Annotated in this window: 16 protein-coding genes; 7 read left to right on the top strand and 9 right to left on the bottom strand. The window is 64.9% G+C overall.

Going from position 1 to position 16595, the window contains the following annotated elements; all coding sequences use genetic code 11:
• Positions 1 to 23 precede the first annotated feature (23 nt).
• The gene (locus OIE68_RS40405) at positions 24 to 698 is read right to left on the bottom strand and encodes a DUF4389 domain-containing protein (protein ID WP_327096156.1); all 675 of its coding nucleotides are present in this window, start codon (positions 696 to 698) and stop codon (positions 24 to 26) included.
• Between the two features lie 167 nt (positions 699 to 865).
• Entirely contained in the window at positions 866 to 1144 is a 279-nt protein-coding gene (locus OIE68_RS40400) for a hypothetical protein (RefSeq protein WP_327096155.1), read from the bottom strand.
• A 441-nt stretch (positions 1145 to 1585) separates the two neighbouring features.
• On the opposite strand from OIE68_RS40400, the gene OIE68_RS40395 reads away from it, so the two are divergent.
• Positions 1586 to 2122, top strand: coding sequence for a DUF4254 domain-containing protein (locus OIE68_RS40395; RefSeq protein ID WP_327096154.1), 537 nt, complete (start codon positions 1586 to 1588; stop codon positions 2120 to 2122).
• Here the strand turns inward: OIE68_RS40395 and OIE68_RS40390 are convergent, their stop codons facing one another.
• The 3 genes from OIE68_RS40390 to OIE68_RS40380 are packed head-to-tail and all read right to left on the bottom strand — an operon-like array spanning position 2123 to position 4696.
• Complete coding sequence (locus OIE68_RS40390; RefSeq protein WP_327096153.1) at positions 2123 to 2389, bottom strand: hypothetical protein; 267 nt, start codon at positions 2387 to 2389, stop codon at positions 2123 to 2125. It lies immediately after the preceding gene.
• Between the two features lie 42 nt (positions 2390 to 2431).
• Positions 2432 to 3616, bottom strand: coding sequence for an acyl-CoA desaturase (locus tag OIE68_RS40385; RefSeq protein WP_327096152.1), 1185 nt, complete (start codon positions 3614 to 3616; stop codon positions 2432 to 2434).
• 21 nt (positions 3617 to 3637) lie between these two features.
• Positions 3638 to 4696 carry a ferredoxin reductase gene (locus tag OIE68_RS40380; RefSeq protein ID WP_327096151.1) on the bottom strand — a complete coding sequence of 353 codons (1059 nt, stop codon included), beginning with the start codon at positions 4694 to 4696 and terminating at the stop codon, positions 3638 to 3640.
• A gap of 183 nt (positions 4697 to 4879) precedes the next feature.
• Here OIE68_RS40380 and OIE68_RS40375 point away from each other — a divergent pair, with 183 nt between their 5' ends.
• Complete coding sequence (locus OIE68_RS40375) at positions 4880 to 5500, top strand: TetR family transcriptional regulator (RefSeq protein ID WP_327096150.1); 621 nt, start codon at positions 4880 to 4882, stop codon at positions 5498 to 5500.
• Here OIE68_RS40375 and OIE68_RS40370 read toward each other — a convergent pair.
• Both OIE68_RS40370 and OIE68_RS40365 read right to left on the bottom strand, forming a co-directional pair.
• Entirely contained in the window at positions 5497 to 6255 is a 759-nt protein-coding gene (locus OIE68_RS40370) for an SDR family oxidoreductase (RefSeq protein ID WP_327096149.1), read from the bottom strand. The genes OIE68_RS40375 and OIE68_RS40370 overlap by 4 nt on opposite strands.
• A 36-nt stretch (positions 6256 to 6291) precedes the next feature.
• Positions 6292 to 7683, bottom strand: a complete 1392-nt coding sequence (locus OIE68_RS40365; protein ID WP_327096148.1) for an MFS transporter — start codon at positions 7681 to 7683, stop codon at positions 6292 to 6294.
• Between the two features lie 105 nt (positions 7684 to 7788).
• Here OIE68_RS40365 and OIE68_RS40360 point away from each other — a divergent pair, with 105 nt between their 5' ends.
• The 4 genes from OIE68_RS40360 (at position 7789) to lysA (ending at position 12940) form a co-directional block, all read left to right on the top strand.
• Complete coding sequence (locus OIE68_RS40360) at positions 7789 to 8358, top strand: PadR family transcriptional regulator (RefSeq protein ID WP_327096147.1); 570 nt, start codon at positions 7789 to 7791, stop codon at positions 8356 to 8358.
• Between the two features lie 9 nt (positions 8359 to 8367).
• Positions 8368 to 10398: an NADPH-dependent 2,4-dienoyl-CoA reductase gene (locus OIE68_RS40355; RefSeq protein ID WP_327096146.1), complete on the top strand. Its 2031-nt coding sequence runs from the start codon at positions 8368 to 8370 to the stop codon at positions 10396 to 10398.
• 204 nt (positions 10399 to 10602) lie between these two features.
• Positions 10603 to 11406, top strand: a complete 804-nt coding sequence (cmrA, locus tag OIE68_RS40350; protein WP_327096145.1) for a mycolate reductase — start codon at positions 10603 to 10605, stop codon at positions 11404 to 11406.
• A 190-nt stretch (positions 11407 to 11596) separates the two neighbouring features.
• Positions 11597 to 12940: a diaminopimelate decarboxylase gene (gene lysA, locus OIE68_RS40345; RefSeq protein WP_327101986.1), complete on the top strand. Its 1344-nt coding sequence runs from the start codon at positions 11597 to 11599 to the stop codon at positions 12938 to 12940.
• A 10-nt stretch (positions 12941 to 12950) separates the two neighbouring features.
• Here lysA and OIE68_RS40340 read toward each other — a convergent pair whose 3' ends face one another.
• Positions 12951 to 13394: a MarR family winged helix-turn-helix transcriptional regulator gene (locus OIE68_RS40340; protein ID WP_327096144.1), complete on the bottom strand. Its 444-nt coding sequence runs from the start codon at positions 13392 to 13394 to the stop codon at positions 12951 to 12953.
• A gap of 51 nt (positions 13395 to 13445) precedes the next feature.
• Between OIE68_RS40340 and OIE68_RS40335 the strand changes: the two genes are divergently transcribed.
• A complete protein-coding gene (locus OIE68_RS40335; protein ID WP_327096143.1) occupies positions 13446 to 14540 on the top strand; it encodes an NAD(P)/FAD-dependent oxidoreductase in 1095 nt (364 codons plus the stop codon).
• A gap of 189 nt (positions 14541 to 14729) precedes the next feature.
• On the opposite strand, the gene OIE68_RS40330 is transcribed toward OIE68_RS40335, so the two are convergent.
• A complete protein-coding gene (locus OIE68_RS40330; protein WP_327096142.1) occupies positions 14730 to 16529 on the bottom strand; it encodes a helicase HerA-like domain-containing protein in 1800 nt (599 codons plus the stop codon).
• Between the last annotated feature and the right edge of the window lie 66 nt (positions 16530 to 16595).

Genomic DNA, 16595 nt, shown 5'->3' with positions numbered 1-16595 from the left:
CCGGCTCCCGATTCGGTTGATATTCAGTTGTTTTCGGGTTCGCGAGCGCCCTGGTCGAGCCGGAACGGCGGGTATTCGTCACGCATCAGCGAGGCGTAGGCGCCCACCCGGATGGACCACCGGTGCAGGCCGAGCAGGAAATCGAACACTGCCTTGGGATATACCGCCGTGAACAGCAATGCCACCACTGCGACCAGCACCAGCACATTGGCCAGCGTGAATCCGCCCCAGCCGTACTCGCCGCCCATACCCGCACTGAATATCGCACCGACGATCAGGTAGTGCGGAATGGCAAGCAGCCACCATTTCACCAGCACCAGACCACGACTCAGCTGCTCGGGATAGTCGATTTCCAGATCCGCCGGATAGTCCGGATCCGACTGCAGACTGAACGGCGGATACCTATCGGTGCCGAGCACCGAGTAGGCGTAGAAGCCGACCCGCCATCCCCACCGCATGACGCCGACATTGAAGTCGAACAGTGCGCGCGGATAGTTACCGGTGATCAGAATCGCGAAGAATGCGACCACCGAGACGATCACGTACGCGATGTACAGGAATACCAGAATAATGGCGTGTGGGATGGCCAGGACCCATTTGACCAGCCACATCCAGCGCGATAGCGCGGGATCGAGATCTCCTCGGACACGAACCGGATTGGCCGCGGTAGCGACGGCGACGGTGTTCTCGGGCTCCATGATCGATGCTCCTTCCAGGTGCTTCGATGCCTCGACAACGAGTGGAATGTCCCGATTGTCCCGTATCGGACTTCCGGTCAGACCACGTTCCGATACCGACACGCCAACGAAAAGGTGGCCGCCGTCGTGGCGAATCGCGCAGCGCCGCAACGGCCCTGCCGCAGGCCTCAGTCCGGCGCCTGCCCCTGGGCCGAGTACAGACTGACCTCGCCCTCCTCACCGAGAAAGGCATTCACCAGCATGATCTGCCCAGCCTCCAGCTCGTCCGGGTCGGGGGCGCTGGTGGTGATCGAGATCTGCGGAATCACCGCCCAGTTCACGACATAGCGTTCGGGGGGTCCGTCGTCGTCGGACAGGCGCGCGAGTCGAAACACCGACACCGTCTTGCGGAGGATGAGCGTGCGCACGACCTCGGCGATTCGCTCCGGATCTTCCAGCGCGAACATGAACCCGAACGTCAACTCGGGCGAAGACACATAAGCGGGCACAAACACCGAGGCTAGTCGATCGAACAACGTCGTGCGGCCGCCTCGCCGGAAGTGGTTGCTGCCCATGCGCTCAGCGATTTCACGAAGGTAGGAAAGTCGGCAGTTATGTGACCGATCCGTAACGGATCATAACGATTTCCCGGCAGCTCATCTGTTTCTACACCATTCTATTGCGCCGATTCGACTATCGCGCTTTCCTGAAAAGGTCCCGATTTTCTCGGGCCGTCTTCCTCATCGCATCGTCGCGGATTTCCCGGTTTCTTTGCCGTGCTGGTGGACTGTGTGGAGGGCGATCCGGGCGCGGGGCTGCGCCGGAGCCGAGGGGTGCCCCTCCCCGAAATCCTCCTCGGCCCTGGCGCATCCAAATACACACCCATCGCCACCGCAGGGGCGTGCATCATGACTACCGAATACGCAGCAGGTCGTATCGAAGCCGAAGAGCTGCCATCGCCCTCGGCGCTACTGCGCGCATTTCGCGAACCCCACGATCCGAATCAACACCGGCACCCTGTCCTGGCCGCGGGACGCGCACTGGTCGAATGTCATGAACGCAGGCGCAATGCCCTGCAGGCGGCGCATGCGCCGGACACGCCGAGCGGCCGCGTAGCACAGTGCCTGCAACTCGTCGACGACCTCGACGCACACCGAACCGAACTGGTCGGCCATATCGACAATTGGGTCGCCGGCAATGTGGAGCATCGCGCCGGCGCCTCGCTGCACACCGAGACGCTGGGCGCAGTCATCGATCGAATGGCGGCGAAATGGGTTGCGGCACAACATGCATTGGGTATGTCGGCACCTGTCGAGCCGCCGCATCCACTGCAGTTGGACGATGACGCCCAGCTGCAGTGGAGCCGATTGGCCGAACTGGCCGACGGGTACAAGGACCTGATCACCGATGTCACCGAGCACCGGCGCAGGCTGCCGGTGTGGTGATCACCGGGGGTTTTCCACCTCCGGCTCGACCACCTCTGCCTCGACGAACGACGCGCTCGGCTCGACCTCCGCGTCATAGGACACATCGGCCTCGTCGACGAGATCGTTCTCGCCCTGCGCCGCGGCATCCTTGCGCGCGGCGGCCGCGGCCTCGTTCATCTCGATGGCGTCGGTGATCCACTCACCGATCTCCCGGGTGACCTCCGCGACGGTGCCGGTGATGATGTTCGCAATATTTCCGACATGTCGTGCGCCAGAGGAAGTCAATTCTTGAATTAGATCCTTGTTACTTTCGAATTTTCCGATCATTCACACGCCCACTTCGGTTGTGTTTCCGCTAGCGACTGCTTGCAGGTCGCTCGAAACGGCCTGCTGTCGCATCACGATAACACCGGGCGTGGACTCCTTCCCGACCAAGAACGGCGGCAGTGCCAGCTTGAAAATCTTCAGCCAGACCGATCCGACTTGCTTACCGAGCGAACCGGTGTTGTACGGCAATCCATACTTCTCGCACAGTTCCCGAACCTCGGGCGCGATCTGCGGATAGCGGTTCGCGGGCAGATCCGGGAAGAGGTGGTGCTCGATCTGATGCGACAAATTCCCGGACATGATGTGGAACAGCTTGCTGCCGGTGATGTTGGCCGAGCCGAGCATCTGCCGGACGTACCATTCACCGCGAGTCTCCTCGGCGGTTTCCTCTTCGGTGAACGTCTGTACGCCCGTGGGGAAGTGGCCGCAGAAGATGATGGAGAAGGCCCAGAGGTTGCGCACCAGATTGGCGGCGGTATTTCCGGCGAGTGTGCTGACGAACAGCGGACCGGTCAGTGCCGGGAAGATGAGGTAGTCCTTGAGCACCTGCCGACCGGCCTTGCGCCACTGCCCCTTCAGCAATCGCTTGACGTCCGACCAGCTCTTCTTGCCCCGGATGATGTTCTCCGCCTCCAGGTCATGGCCCATCACGCCCCATTCGAACAGCACCATCAGCGCGAAGGCGTAGAGCGGCTGGCCGAGTCGCAGCGGATTCCACTGCTGCGACTCGTCCATGCGCAGGATGCCGTAGCCGATGTCGCGGTCCATGCCGTGGATATTGGTGAAGGTGTGGTGCATGTAGTTGTGCGAATGCTTCCACTGGTCCGCCGGGCAGACCGTATCCCATTCGAACTCACGGGAATTCAGGCCGCGCTCGCGCATCCAGTCGTACTGGCCGTGCATGACATTGTGGCCGATCTCCATGTTGTCCAGGATCTTCGACACACTCAGCGCGGCCACCGCGGCCAGCCAGAACGGCGGCAGGAAGCCGAGATACATCAGGCCGCGCCCGGCGACCTCGAAACCGCGCTGCGCCTTGATGATCGAGTAGATGTATTCGCGGTCGGCATCGCCGAGATCGGCGACGACGCGGGCGCGCAGGTCGTCGAGGGCCCGGCCGAGTTCCTCGACCTGGTCCGGGCTCAGTACCAGCGGGCCGTCTTTCGTTTCGGTCAGAATTGTCATTGCTTTGGTCCCCTTGCTTTGTCAGATATCGATGTCGACGTCGCCGACGGGCGCGTTGATGCAGAGCTGGATGGGCTGATCCGGATCGCTGTCGGTTTCGCCGGTGCGCACATTGCGGGTGCAGCCGCTGCGCCGAACCGCGGTGCAGGAGAAGCAGATACCCATCCGGCAGCCGTACTCCGGTGTCAGCCCGGCGGCCTCGGCCTGCTCCAGCAGGACCGCACCGTTGTTCTCGGCGCTGCGTCCGCTGGCCGAGAAACTGACCGTGCCGAAGGCCTCGTCGGCGTCGACGGGGGTGCTGGACAGGGTGAATTCCTCGGTGTGCAGCCGCGCGTCCAACTGCTCTGCCTCGAAGATCTTGCGCACCGCGTCCATCAGGCCCTGGGGCCCGCAGACGTAGGTCTCGCCGTCGGCGAACCATGGTGCGACGTATTCGAGTTGGTCGTAGTCGAAATGGCCGGAGCCATCGCCGGGATAGCGCAATTCGATGCGGAAGTTCTTGTGCGCCTGTGCAATCGCCTCCAGCTCCGCCCGATGCGGCACCGTCTCCGGTGATTTCGCATAGTGCAGGAAGGCGAGTTCGTCCGGATAGCCCTCATCCGCCAGCGTGCGCAGCATGGACAGCACCGGTGTGATGCCGCTGCCGCCGCTGATCAGCAGCACCCGCTCGGGGCGCGGTTCGGGCAGTTGGAAGATACCGGCGGCGGGTTCCAAGCTGACCACCATGCCGGGTACGGCGTTGCGGTAGAGGTATTGCGATACCAGGCCGCCCGGATGCGCCTTGACCGTCAGTTGCAGGTGCCGGTCGCGCCGACCAGCCGGATTGACCGGTGAATAGCACCTGGTGTGCCGGATGCCGTCGATCACGACGCCGATCTGCACATATTGCCCCGCGACGTGGCCGCGCCACTGCCGGGTGGGGCGCAGGGTCAGCGTCACCGAACCCGGCACCGAGCGGCGGACGTGGGTGATCTCCGCCCGCAACTCCCGAACCGTCAGCGTGGGGCGGACGAGTTCCAGGTAGCGGTCGAGCGGGTGCGGTGTGGTCAGGGTTTGCACCAGGTCGATGAGTCCCACCATGCGGTTGCCTCTACTTTCGGGCCGCGGCGTACTCCTGAACCCTCATCGGCGAAGATTTCAGTGCACGCCTGTACACTCAACTAGTGTGACCGATGGACCGGGTCCAGTGTCAACCAGGAAATGATGTGACCCGAACTACATCCTAGGAATAGACGAATGGTGAACGGCTGTATGCTCACTGTGATGACCGAGACCGCAGCTACCCGGGGCGAGCGCAAGGAGCGCACCAGGCAGGCCCTGCTCGACGGCACGCTCGCACTGGCCGCCGAACGCGGCTTCGGCGCGCTGAGCCTGCGTGAGATCGCCCGCTCCGCGGGCATTGTGCCGACCGCGTTCTACCGGCATTTCGCCTCACTCGACGATCTCGGCGCGGCTCTGGTCGACGAGGGCATCCGGGCGCTACGCCTGGCCTTGCGTCAACTGCGCCGCACACCCGACGCCCGACTCTCGGAGACCGTGCGGTTTGTTTTCGATCAGGTCGCCATAAAACGCGAACTCTTCGGCTTCATCACCCGCGAACGCCGCGGCGGCTCGGCCGCCCTGCAACACGCCATCGCACTCGAACTGCAATTGATCGTCCGCGAACTGGTCGTCGACCTGTCCCGTATCCCGGACCTGGACTCCTGGTCCGCCGACGACCTCGAATTGGCCGCCGACCTGATCGTCTCCACGGTCGCCGACTGCATTGCCGACTACGTCGCCGCCACTCCACGCGACCAACCCGCGATCATCGACCGCACCGTCCGCCAGGTCCGTCTCATCGCACTCGGCATGGCCGCCTGGTGGCCGAGCAAGGAGCGCTAGCCGGCTTCCGGATCGAGTGCGAGCACCGAGCGGCCACCGTCCACCGGGACCACCGCCCCGTTGATGAAGCTCGCATCCGCCGATAAGAGAAAGGCAACCGCTGCCGCGACCTCACCCGTCGTGGCCACACGCCCGATCGGATGCAGCGCAGCCATTTCCCGCTCCACCTTCGCCGATGCCGAAGGACTCAGTCCGGCCAGGAATTCGGTATACCTTTCGGTATCCACCGAGCCCGGCGCGACCGCATTGCACCGAATATCGTTGCGCCCATATTCGACCGCGATGGCCCGGGTCAGCCCTTCGATCGCCGCCTTCGCCGTGCTGTAGGGCAGTGCACCCGGCACCGCCCGCTGTGCTTGGTGCGAGCTGACATTCACGATCGCGCCCCCAGCTCCCGCCGCGAGGAACCGGCGCACCGCGGTCGTGCAGCCGATGACGGCGGGTGCCAGGTTGGCATTGATCAGCTCGAGCACCTGCGGCGCGGGCGCGGTATGCACCACGGCATCCCGGAAAACCGCCGCATTGTTCACCCATCCCACCAGCGGGCCTACCGCCTGCGCGAGATCCGCGGCGCGCTCGGCGGTCTCGACCGACGATGCGTCGCCGATCACGGCGAGCACCCGGTCGCCCGCCCATGCCAGCGCCGCCGCGTCACGCTCGATGGCCACCACCGTGTTCTCGGTGCCGAGCAGGCTTTGCACGATCGCCCGCCCGATCCCTCGGCCACCGCCGGTCACCACATACGAAACAGCCACAATCCCATGCTAGACAGCCGATCTCGCGGCACGAATTTACTCGGCGGGCTCAACGGCGCGATCCGGCTTGCGGACCGGGAGCAACGCCACCAAACCGACGGCGAGAACTACCACAATGCCGACAATGCCCGCGCGGTCGGCGTCGAACGCCCAGACGAAGAAGCCGAAAAGTGCTGGGGCGAGGAAGGATACGGCGCGGCCGGTGGTGGTGTAGAGGCCGAACATCTGGCCCTCGCGGCCGGGTGGGGCCAGGCGGGTGAGGAAGGAGCGTGCGGCGGATTGGGCGGGGCCGACGAAGATGGTGAGCAGTAGGCCGAAGACCCAGAACATGGCCGGTCCGGACACGATCAACAGCGCGATGCCGCAGATCACCATGGCGATCAACGAGACCACGATCACGATCTTCGGGCCGACGCGGTCGTCGAAACGACCGGCGGTGACCGCGCCGAGTGCCGCAACGATATTCGCGGCAATGCCGAACAGCAGCACGTCGGAGTCGTCGATGCCGTAGACCCGCACGGCCAGGATCGCACCGAAGGTGAATACCCCGGCCAGACCGTCGCGGAAGATCGCACTGGCGATAAGGAAGCCGACGGTGCGTCGATCCACGGCCCACAGCTCGCGCAGATCCCGCCACAGCACCCGGTACGAGCCGAAAAATCCGGCCTTCGCCGCACCGGGATCGGCATTGGTGGGCGGTAGTTCGGGTACAGCGAATAGCACCGGCAACGCGAAGGCGGCGAACCAGACCGCGGCCAGCATCGCGACCAAGCGGATATTCGTACCGTCATCGATGGGCACGCCAAGTAGGCCGCGGTTGTCACCATTACCGGAGATGAAGCCGAAGTAGCTGATCAACAGGATGAAGATGCCGCCGAAATAACCCATGGCCCAACCGAATCCGGACACACGACCGACATCGGCCGGGGTGGAGACCTGACGCAGCATGGCGTTGTACGGCACGCCCGCCAATTCGAAGAATGCGGAGCCGAAGCCGAGCAGGACCAGGCCGAACCAGAAGTGGTGGTAGTCGTCGTGGACGAAGAACATCAGCGCCATCGTCAAGATGGTCAGCGCGGTCAATACGCCAAGTGAGCGTTTACGTTTCGCGCTCGCGTCGAAGCGCTGGCCGCTGATCGGCGCGGTGAGTGCGACCACGAAACCCGCGAGGCCGAGGGCCCAGCCGAGCCATGCGCTCGGTGACACCCCGCCCGGCAGATCGTCGCCGACCTTATCGGTGAGGTACACCGAGAATACGAAGGTCAGGATCACGGCATTGAATGCCGAGGATCCCCAGTCCCACAACCCCCATGCCACCACCTGTCCGCGCCCGGCGGCCTGCCCGACAGTCGCCCGCGCGTCAACCTCCAGCTCGTCCGTCACCCGGCCACCACCCTCGTCGAATCCGCTGCGCGATGCGGCGCTCATGGGCGCAGCCTAGTGCGGATTTCGGCGGCGGGCGGGCCAACACTCGATACCGTCCCGGCTATGCACTCAGTTGCATAGTACCGGCTGTAACGATAACCTGACGTCATGGCACTCGAACATGCGCTGCTGGTATCGCTGACCGAGCGCGCCGGTTCGGGTTATGAGCTGGCGCGCCGCTTCGACAAGTCCATCGGCTTCTTCTGGCGGGCCACCCATCAGCAGATCTATCGCGTGCTCAAGCGCATGGAGGAATCCGGCTGGATCAGCAGCGAGGCGGTGGCCCAGGAGGGCAGGCCGGACAAGAAGGTCTACTCGGTCAACGAGGCGGGCCAGGCAGAGCTGGCGCGCTGGATCGCCGCGCCGACCGATACCTCCATGCCGCGTAACGAACTCGGCGTGAAGGTCCGCGCCGCAGCGCACGGCGATATCGGCGCGCTCTGCGATGAGGTCGTCCGACATCGGGAACAGCACAATCAGCGCCTCGAGCTGTTCCTGCTCATCGAGAAACGCGACTTCCCTGCTCCGGATCAGCTCTCCGGCACCCCGCTGCACCAGTACCTCGTGCTGCGCGCGGGCATCCGCGTCGAGTCCGGATTCGTCGAATGGTGCGACGAAGTACTGCAAGCCCTGCAACCGGCGTGCAACAGCCCTGCACGCGGACCCGTAGAAAGGTGAGACTCAGCGATGAGTTCGTTCCCCCATCTTTTCGAGCCCCTCGATCTCGGCTTCACCACGCTGCGCAATCGGGTGATCATGGGGTCGATGCATACCGGCCTGGAGGATCGCGCCTGGGATACCAACCGGCTCGCCGCCTATTTCGCCGAGCGCGCCCGCGGCGGTGTCGGTCTCATCATCACCGGCGGCTACGCCCCGAACCGCACCGGCTGGCTGCTGCCGTTCGGCGCCAAACTCACCAATAAGTCCGAGGCCTACCGGCACCGGGTGATCACCAAGGCCGTGCATGAAGCGGGCGGCAAAATCGCCATCCAGATCCTGCACGCGGGCCGTTATTCCTATATGCCGGGCAGTGTTTCGGCATCCTCGATCAAGGCGCCGATCAATCCGTTCCGGCCGCGCAAGCTCTCCGCGCGCGGGGTCGAGCAGACCATCGACGACTACGCCCGCTGTGCGAAACTGGCCCAGTTCGCGGGCTACGACGGTTGCGAAATCATGGGCGGTGAAGGCTATTTCATCAACCAATTCCTCGCGCCGCGCACAAATAAGCGCACCGACAAGTGGGGCGGCTCGCCGGAGAACCGGCGCAGGCTTGCGGTGGAGATCGTGCGCCGCACCCGCGCTGCGGTCGGGCCCGACTTCATCATCGTATTCCGTTTGTCCATGGCCGAATTGGTCGAGAACGGGCAGACTTTCGACGAAATCGTCGCGTTGGCAAAGGAACTCGAAGCCGCGGGCGCCAGCATTCTGAATACCGATATCGGCTGGCACGAAGCGCGCGTACCGACCATCGTCACCTCGGTACCGCGGGCGGCCTTCGTCGAATTCACCGCGAAGATCACCGAGCAGGTGAACATTCCGGTCTGCGCGTCCAACCGGATCAATATGCCCGAGATCGCCGAGGAGATCCTCACTCGAGGTGACGCGCAACTGGTTTCGCTGGCACGGCCGTTCCTCACCGATCCGGAATGGGTGAACAAGGCTGCCGCCAACCGGGTCGACGAGATCAACACTTGCATCGCCTGCAACCAGGCCTGCCTGGACCATGCGTTCCAGCACAAGACCGTGTCCTGCCTGCTGAACCCGCGGGCGGGTCACGAGACCGAGCTGAAGCTGCTCCCGACTCGGCGCACCAAGCGCGTCGCGGTCGTCGGCGCAGGCCCGGCCGGACTGTCGGCAGCGGTCAATCTCGCCGAACGCGGGCATCGGGTCGACCTTTTCGAGGCCGACGACAAGATCGGCGGGCAGTTCGATATCGCCCGCCGCATTCCGGGCAAGGAAGAGTTCAACGAGTCGATCCGCTACTACACCAGGATGCTGGAGGTCACCGGAGTGACCGTGCATCTGAACAAGCGGGTCACCGCGGCGGAGCTACTCGACGCCCGCTACGACGAGATCGTGCTGGCCACCGGTGTGCGCCCGCGCATTCCGAATATCCCCGGCATCGACCACCCGATGGTGCTGTCCTATGCCGAACTGGTCCGTGCGGAGCGGCCCGTCGGCAAGCGCGTCGCCGTTATCGGCGCGGGCGGCATCGGCTACGACGTGAGCGAATTCCTCACTGTCGAAGGACATCCCACCCTCAAGCTCGACGAGTGGAAGGAAGAGTGGGGCGTCGACTCCGCCGACGAACAGTCCCGCGGCCAGCTCACCAAACCCAAACCGGCACCAGCCGCGCGTGAAGTCGTTCTGCTGCAACGCAAGTCGACTCCGTTCGGAAAGGATCTCGGCAAGACCTCCGGCTGGGTGCACCGCGCGGCGCTGCAGGCGAAAGGTGTCGAGCACGTCGGCGGCGTCAACTACGAACGCATCGACGACAACGGTCTACACATCAGCTTCGGCGAGAAACGCCAACGCCCCCAACTGATCCCGGTCGACAACGTCATCGTCTGCGCAGGCCAGGAATCCGTACGCGAACTCGAAGAACCCCTGCGCGCCGCCGGCGCCAACATCCACCTGATCGGCGGCGCAGACCTCGCCGCCGAACTGGACGCCAAGCGCGCAATCGACCAGGGCACCCGCCTGGCAGCTCGCCTGTAGCGACTCCTCTCGCCACGCCGTGCCCCTCTTGGCTTCCGCGTATCGCGCAGATGCCGGGCATGGATTCTGTCAGCCATCCGCCTGGGTCGGCGATGATGCCAACAACATCTCCGCCCAGCCCGCCCTCTACCGCCTGGCATGAGCCCGCCGCACCCGGAATGGGTGCTGGGGCCACTTCCCACCCGTATCGCCTAGGCTCCTCTCGTGAGTTTGCCCTCTGCTACCTCCGAGAATCGTGCGGTCGTTACTGGTGCCTCTTCTGGTATCGGGACGGCGCTTGCTGCTGAGCTCGCTGCTCGCGGGTATTCGTTGATCCTGGTTGCCCGGCGCGGGGAGGTGTTGACCGAGCTTGCGCAGCGGTTGACGTTGGCGCATGGGATTACCGCGGAGGTGCGGGCGGTCGATCTGGCCGATCGGACGGCGCGGGGGGCGCTGGTCGAGGAGTTGGCGGCCCGCGATATTTCGATCCTGTGCAACAACGCCGGTATCGCGACCTTCGGTGCGGTCGCCGAATTGGATCCGGCGTATGAGCGGGCCCAAATGGAGCTCAATGCCGTCGCGGTGCACGACCTCACCCTGGCCGTGCTGCCCGGCATGATCGCCAGGGGTGGCGGTGGCATCCTGATCAGTGGTTCGGCGGCGGGCAATATGCCGATTCCGAACAATGCGACCTATGCGGCGAGCAAGGCCTTCGCCAATACCTTCTCCGAATCGCTGCGCGGCGAATTGAAGGGCTCCGGCGTGCACGTCACCCTGCTCGCCCCGGGCCCGGTCCGCACCGAAACCCCCGATCCGACCGACGCCTCCATCGTCGATCGAATGGTGCCCGACTTCATGTGGGTCACCTCCCAATACACGGCCAAGATCTCCATCGACGCCTTGGCCCGCAACAAGATGCGTGTGGTCCCCGGCCTGATCAGCAAGGGCATGAGCGTCGCAGGCCAATACGGCCCCCGCGCCCTCACCGCCCCCGTCGCCGGTGCGTTCTACAAGAAGCTCGGCGGCTGAGCGAAAGAAGCTCCGCCGTCACCGCACGATTCGAGCGCGGTCCGCATCACAGCGCCAGTCAGCAATCCGTCAGTAAATATTTCGGGTGCGTCAAGGATCCGTCAGCATCGCCCATGATCAGTACGAACCGGCGTAGTCCTGATATCGGCCCCGCATGCCGAGAAAGCGGGGGCACACCCAGGAGAACGACGTGACGCTGCTCGAGATCTTCCCGTCGCTGCGGTCGGGAATGCCTTCGCGCCTCGACTCCGCGGTCTGGCCGCAGGACACCCACTACGACGACGACGGCAAAATCACCCTCGGCGGGGTCGCCCTCGCCGATATCGCCGACCAGTACGGCACCGCCACCTATGTGCTCGACGAGCACGAGGTCCGCACCCGCTGTCGCGCCTACAAGAAGGCCTTCCCGGAGGCCGAGATCATCTATGCGGGCAAGGCGCTGATGATCCGCGCGGTCGCGGAATGGGTTACCCAGGAAGGACTTTCGGTCGACGTATGTTCGGCTGGTGAACTCGCCATCGCCATCGCGGCCGGTGTCGACCCGAAGCGAATCGTGTTGCACGGCAATGGCAAATCCTTCGACGAACTCGAAGCCGCCGTGCACAGCCGTGTCGGCCGGATCGTGATCGATTCGATGACCGAGATCACCCTGCTCTCCGCACTGGCCACCCGACCCCAACAGGTCTTGCTCCGACTGTCGCCCGGCATCGATGTGCACGGGCATCCGGCCGTAAAAACCGGTGTGCTGGACCAGAAATTCGGTTTTCCGCTCGGCAGCGATATGGCCGCCGAGGCGGTCGAACGCATTATGCGCCAGCCGAACCTCGAGCTGATCGGCTTTCACTGCCACCTCGGTTCGCAGATCTACGATCCGGACCACTACGGCGATGCGGTGCGCCGGATGATCGCCGAAATGGCAAGGGTCCGTGCGGATCACGGTCGAATACTCACCGATCTCGACCTCGGCGGCGGGCATGCGGTCGCCTACCGCAGCGGCGACGCCGAGATGAATCTGTCCGAACTCGCCGACATCATCGACGACGCCTTGGACGCGGCCTGCGCGCGGAACCACTTCCCGCGCCCGAATATCGCCTTGGAGCCGGGTCGCGCCATTGTCGCGCGCGCAGGCGTGACGCTGTATCGCGTGCTGTCGGTCAAGCATATCGATGGCGGACGGACCTACGTCACCGTCGACGGCGGCATGGGCGATAACGCCCGCGTCGCGCTGTACGGCGCGAATTACGAAGTGGTTATTGCCAATCGGCATCCCTGCGGCCCACAGATGACCGCGACGGTGGCGGGTCGCTACTGCGAGGCGGGTGATGTGCTGGCCACCGATATCCGGCTCCCGGCCGACCTGCGCCCCGGCGAGGTTCTCGCGGTGCCGTGTACCGGCGCCTACCACCACAGCCTCGCCTCGTCCTACAACAGTGTCGGTCGTCCACCGATCATCGCGGTACGCGACGGACGCGCCCGCCAACTGATCCGCCGCGAAACCACCGACGATCTACTCGCCCGCGATATCGGCAACTGAGGGGCCGATCTCAGGCCTGTCCGGCGGCGTGCTCGATGAACCGGCCGAGAAGTTCGTGCAACTGTCGGCGTTCGGCCGCTGAGAACGGCGTGAGCAGTTCGACCACCGCCGCATCGGCGGTGCGATTGGCGGCATCGAGCCGCTCCCGTCCGCTCGGCGTGATGTGCACGGCATAGCTGCGACGATCCCGCTCATCCTTACGCCGCTCCGCCAGCCCCTGCCGCTCCAACTCATCGATGATGTAGACCATCGACGACTTGTCCAGCTGCAGCCGATCGACCAACGCGCGCTGACTGAGCGGCCCCGCCTCGGCCAGACAGCCGAGCACCCCGAGGTGACGCAGCTCGAGCCGCTGTTCCCGCAGTGCACGATTGGCCGCCGCACGCGCATAGCGGTGCGCCAGATAGAGCTGACCACCGATCTGGGCGCCGAGCTGCTCCGAAGTTTCCGCCACGGGCAAACTATATCCGATGACAGATCGTCTGAATTCAGATAGTTTAGACATATGAAGATTGTCATCGTCGGAGCTGGGCTGGCCGGACCTCTGCTCACACAGGGCCTGCACCGTGCCGGAATCACCGTCGAGCTCTACGAACGGGAAGCCGCGGGCCATTGCGGCCAGGGCTATCGCATCGCCCTCGACCCGGAGGGCGACCTCGCACTGCGCGCCTGTCTGCCGCCGGACCGCTACGAACGAATCGTCGCCACCGCGGGCAAGCGCGGTTCGGGCGTTCGGTTCCTCGACCCACAACTGCACGTCGTCCGCGAGATCCTGGTGCCACCGACGGCCGCCGAGGAGGTGCATGGGCGGCATCTGACCGTCGACCGACTCACGCTGCGCAAGATCCTGCTCACCGGGATCGACGTCCACCACGGTGCATCGTTCCAACGCTTCGAACTGCTCGACGACGGCCGGGTCCGGACCTACTTCGACGATGGCACAGTCACCGATGCGGATCTACTGGTCGCCGCGGACGGCACGCATTCCCGCATCCGCGCCCAGTGGCTGCCGGATGCCGAGGTAATCCAGACCGGCAAAGCGGAGATCTACGGCAAGACATCGCTGACCGACGAGATCCGCACGCTGACACCGGAGGCCGCACTGGATGGATTCAGCGTGGTCGCCGGTGACGACGGCCGGTTCATGTCGCTGGCCGCGCACGAATTCACCTCCGGCGACGGCGAGGATTACGTGATGTGGGTGGTCGCCGCGCCGGACACACTGATTCCGGCCGACCTGTCCGCGATGGACAAGCAGCAACTGCAGAAGGTCGCCGCGGAACTGATCGCCGACTGGCCCGAGAATCTCGCCGCACTCGTGTGGCATGCCGATCCGGAGTCCGTCCACAACACCACGATCCGGACGGCAAAACCGTTGCCGTACTGGGAAACCGGGCCGGTCACGCTGATGGGCGACGCCATCCACACCATGATCCCCGCTGGGAGCAGCGCGGCGACAGCCCTGCGCGACGCCGCCCTGCTCTGCCGCCGCATTACCGAGCGGACCGGTTCACTGCGCGACGCGGTGCACGCCTACGAAACCGAAATGCTCGACTACGGTTTCGCGATGGTGGAGCGCTCGCTGCGCAGCGCTACCTGATGCGCACTGCGGCCCCCGGCACGACCTGATCGTGCGCCGTATCGTCCGGCTGGAACCAGAGTCCATCGGCCGGACCCGACTAGACGAGATGACGTCGGCGCCGTGGTCGGCGGCCCATTTGCAGGTCCACCGTCCCCTTGATCCGCAGACCAGCACTGATCGGGATCGGCGTCATCGGTACTCGCGCGCTCAGCGCTTGCGGGTGCCGAAAATGCTGCGGCTGATCTCGCGCCCCGCGGCGGTCGCGGCCGAACGCAGGAAGCTCTTCACCGCCGGATTCTTCATGATGCGCTCGGCGGCGGATTCCTCCTCGGGAGCGGCCTTCGAACGCCCCGGTGCGGGAGCCGGAGCCGGTTCCTGTTGTGCCGCAGCGACTTTCGCGGCCATGATCTCGTAGGCCGACTCACGATCGATGGTCTGGCCGTATTTCGCGGCCAGCGCGCTGGACAGCGCCCGCGACTTGATCTGATCCGCTCCGATGGTGTCCATCATCGAGCGCGGCGGCTGAATCCTGGTCCACGCCACGGGAGTTGGCGCGCCCTTCTCCGAGAGCACCGTCACGATCGCCTCACCGGTACCCAGCGAGGTGAGCGCCTGCTCCAGGTCGTAGACACCGGTCTTCGGGTAGGTGCGCACCGTCTTGGACAACGCCTTCTGATCGTCGGGCGTGAAGGCACGCAGCGCGTGCTGAATGCGCGCACCCAGTTGAGAGAGCACCGAATTCGGAATATCTGTGGGCAGTTGGGTGCAGAAGAAGACGCCGACACCCTTGGACCGGATCAGCTTGACCGTCTGCTCCACCTGCTCCAGGAAAGCCTTCGAGGCATCCGCGAACAACAGGTGCGCCTCGTCGAAAATGAAGACCAGCTTCGGCTTTTCGACATCACCGACCTCGGGCAGCGTCTGGAACAGATCGGCGAGTACCCACATCAGGAACGTTGAGAACATCACCGGTCGGGCCGCCTGCGCACCGAGTTCGAACAGCGTGATCACGCCCTGACCGCCCGCGGTGCGCAGCAGATCGGCCGGATCCAGTTCGGGCTCACCGAAGAAGGTGTCGCCACCGTCGGCCTCGAGATTCACCAGCGCGCGCAGGATCACCCCCGCGGTGGCAGCCGAAACCCCGCCGATTCCCTTGAGATCCTCCTTGCCCTCTGGACTCGTGAGATGGGTAATAACCGCGCGCAGATCCTTCAGATCCAGCAGACCGAGACCCGCCTTATCCGCCCAGTGGAAAATCAGCCCGAGTGTCGACTCCTGAGTTTCGTTGAGCTCCAACACCTTACTGAGCAGCACCGGCCCGAATGCGGTGATGGTCGCGCGGATCGGCACCCCGATACCGCCGGTGCCGAGCGAGACGAATTCGGTCGGATAGCCGGTCGGCGCCCAGTCCGGCGCACCGGTCTCGGCGGCCCTGGCGCTGAGCTTTTCATTGGCCTGTCCCTGCTGCGCGAGCCCCGACAGGTCGCCCTTGATATCGGCGAGTACCACCGGAACCCCGGCCCGCGAAAGCTGTTCGGCGATGCCCTGCAGTGTTTTCGTCTTACCGGTGCCGGTCGCACCGGCGACCAGCCCGTGCCGATTCATGGTGCGCATCGGAATCCGCACGCGCGCAGTCGAATCCACGGCACCGTCCACGACAACTGCGCCCAATTCCAGTGCTGCTCCGTCGAACGCGTATCCGGCAGCGATCTGCTGCGCCACCGACTGTTCCGCGGCCTGCGCGGTGTTGGTCGCCGCTAACTGCGCGGATTCCGCCGCGGCAGCGCTGGCGACCGCGGTCTCCGTCGTCGCGGCGGCCTTCGATTGCGCGGCCTCGGCCTGCGCCACCGCATTCGCCGCATTCGGATCCGCGCTCGCGGCCGCCGCCTCCTGCTCGGCCAACTCGCGTTCAGCGGCTTCGGCCGCAGCGGCGGCTTCCGCGGCCACGCGCGCCGCCTCCTCGGCCGCCTTCCGTGCCGCAGCCGCCTTCTCCTGAGGGGTTGTCATCGCGCGTCCTCCGTCTGGTCCGCAGTGTTAGCTGTCGTGCCGAAAACGCATACGCCGATCTCCCGC

It is taken from the genome of Nocardia vinacea, from assembly GCF_035920345.1.
Classification (GTDB): Bacteria; Actinomycetota; Actinomycetes; order Mycobacteriales; family Mycobacteriaceae; genus Nocardia; species Nocardia vinacea_A.
The sequence above is the reverse complement of the archived record's forward strand: the minus strand, read 5'-3'. Positions and strand labels throughout refer to the sequence as shown.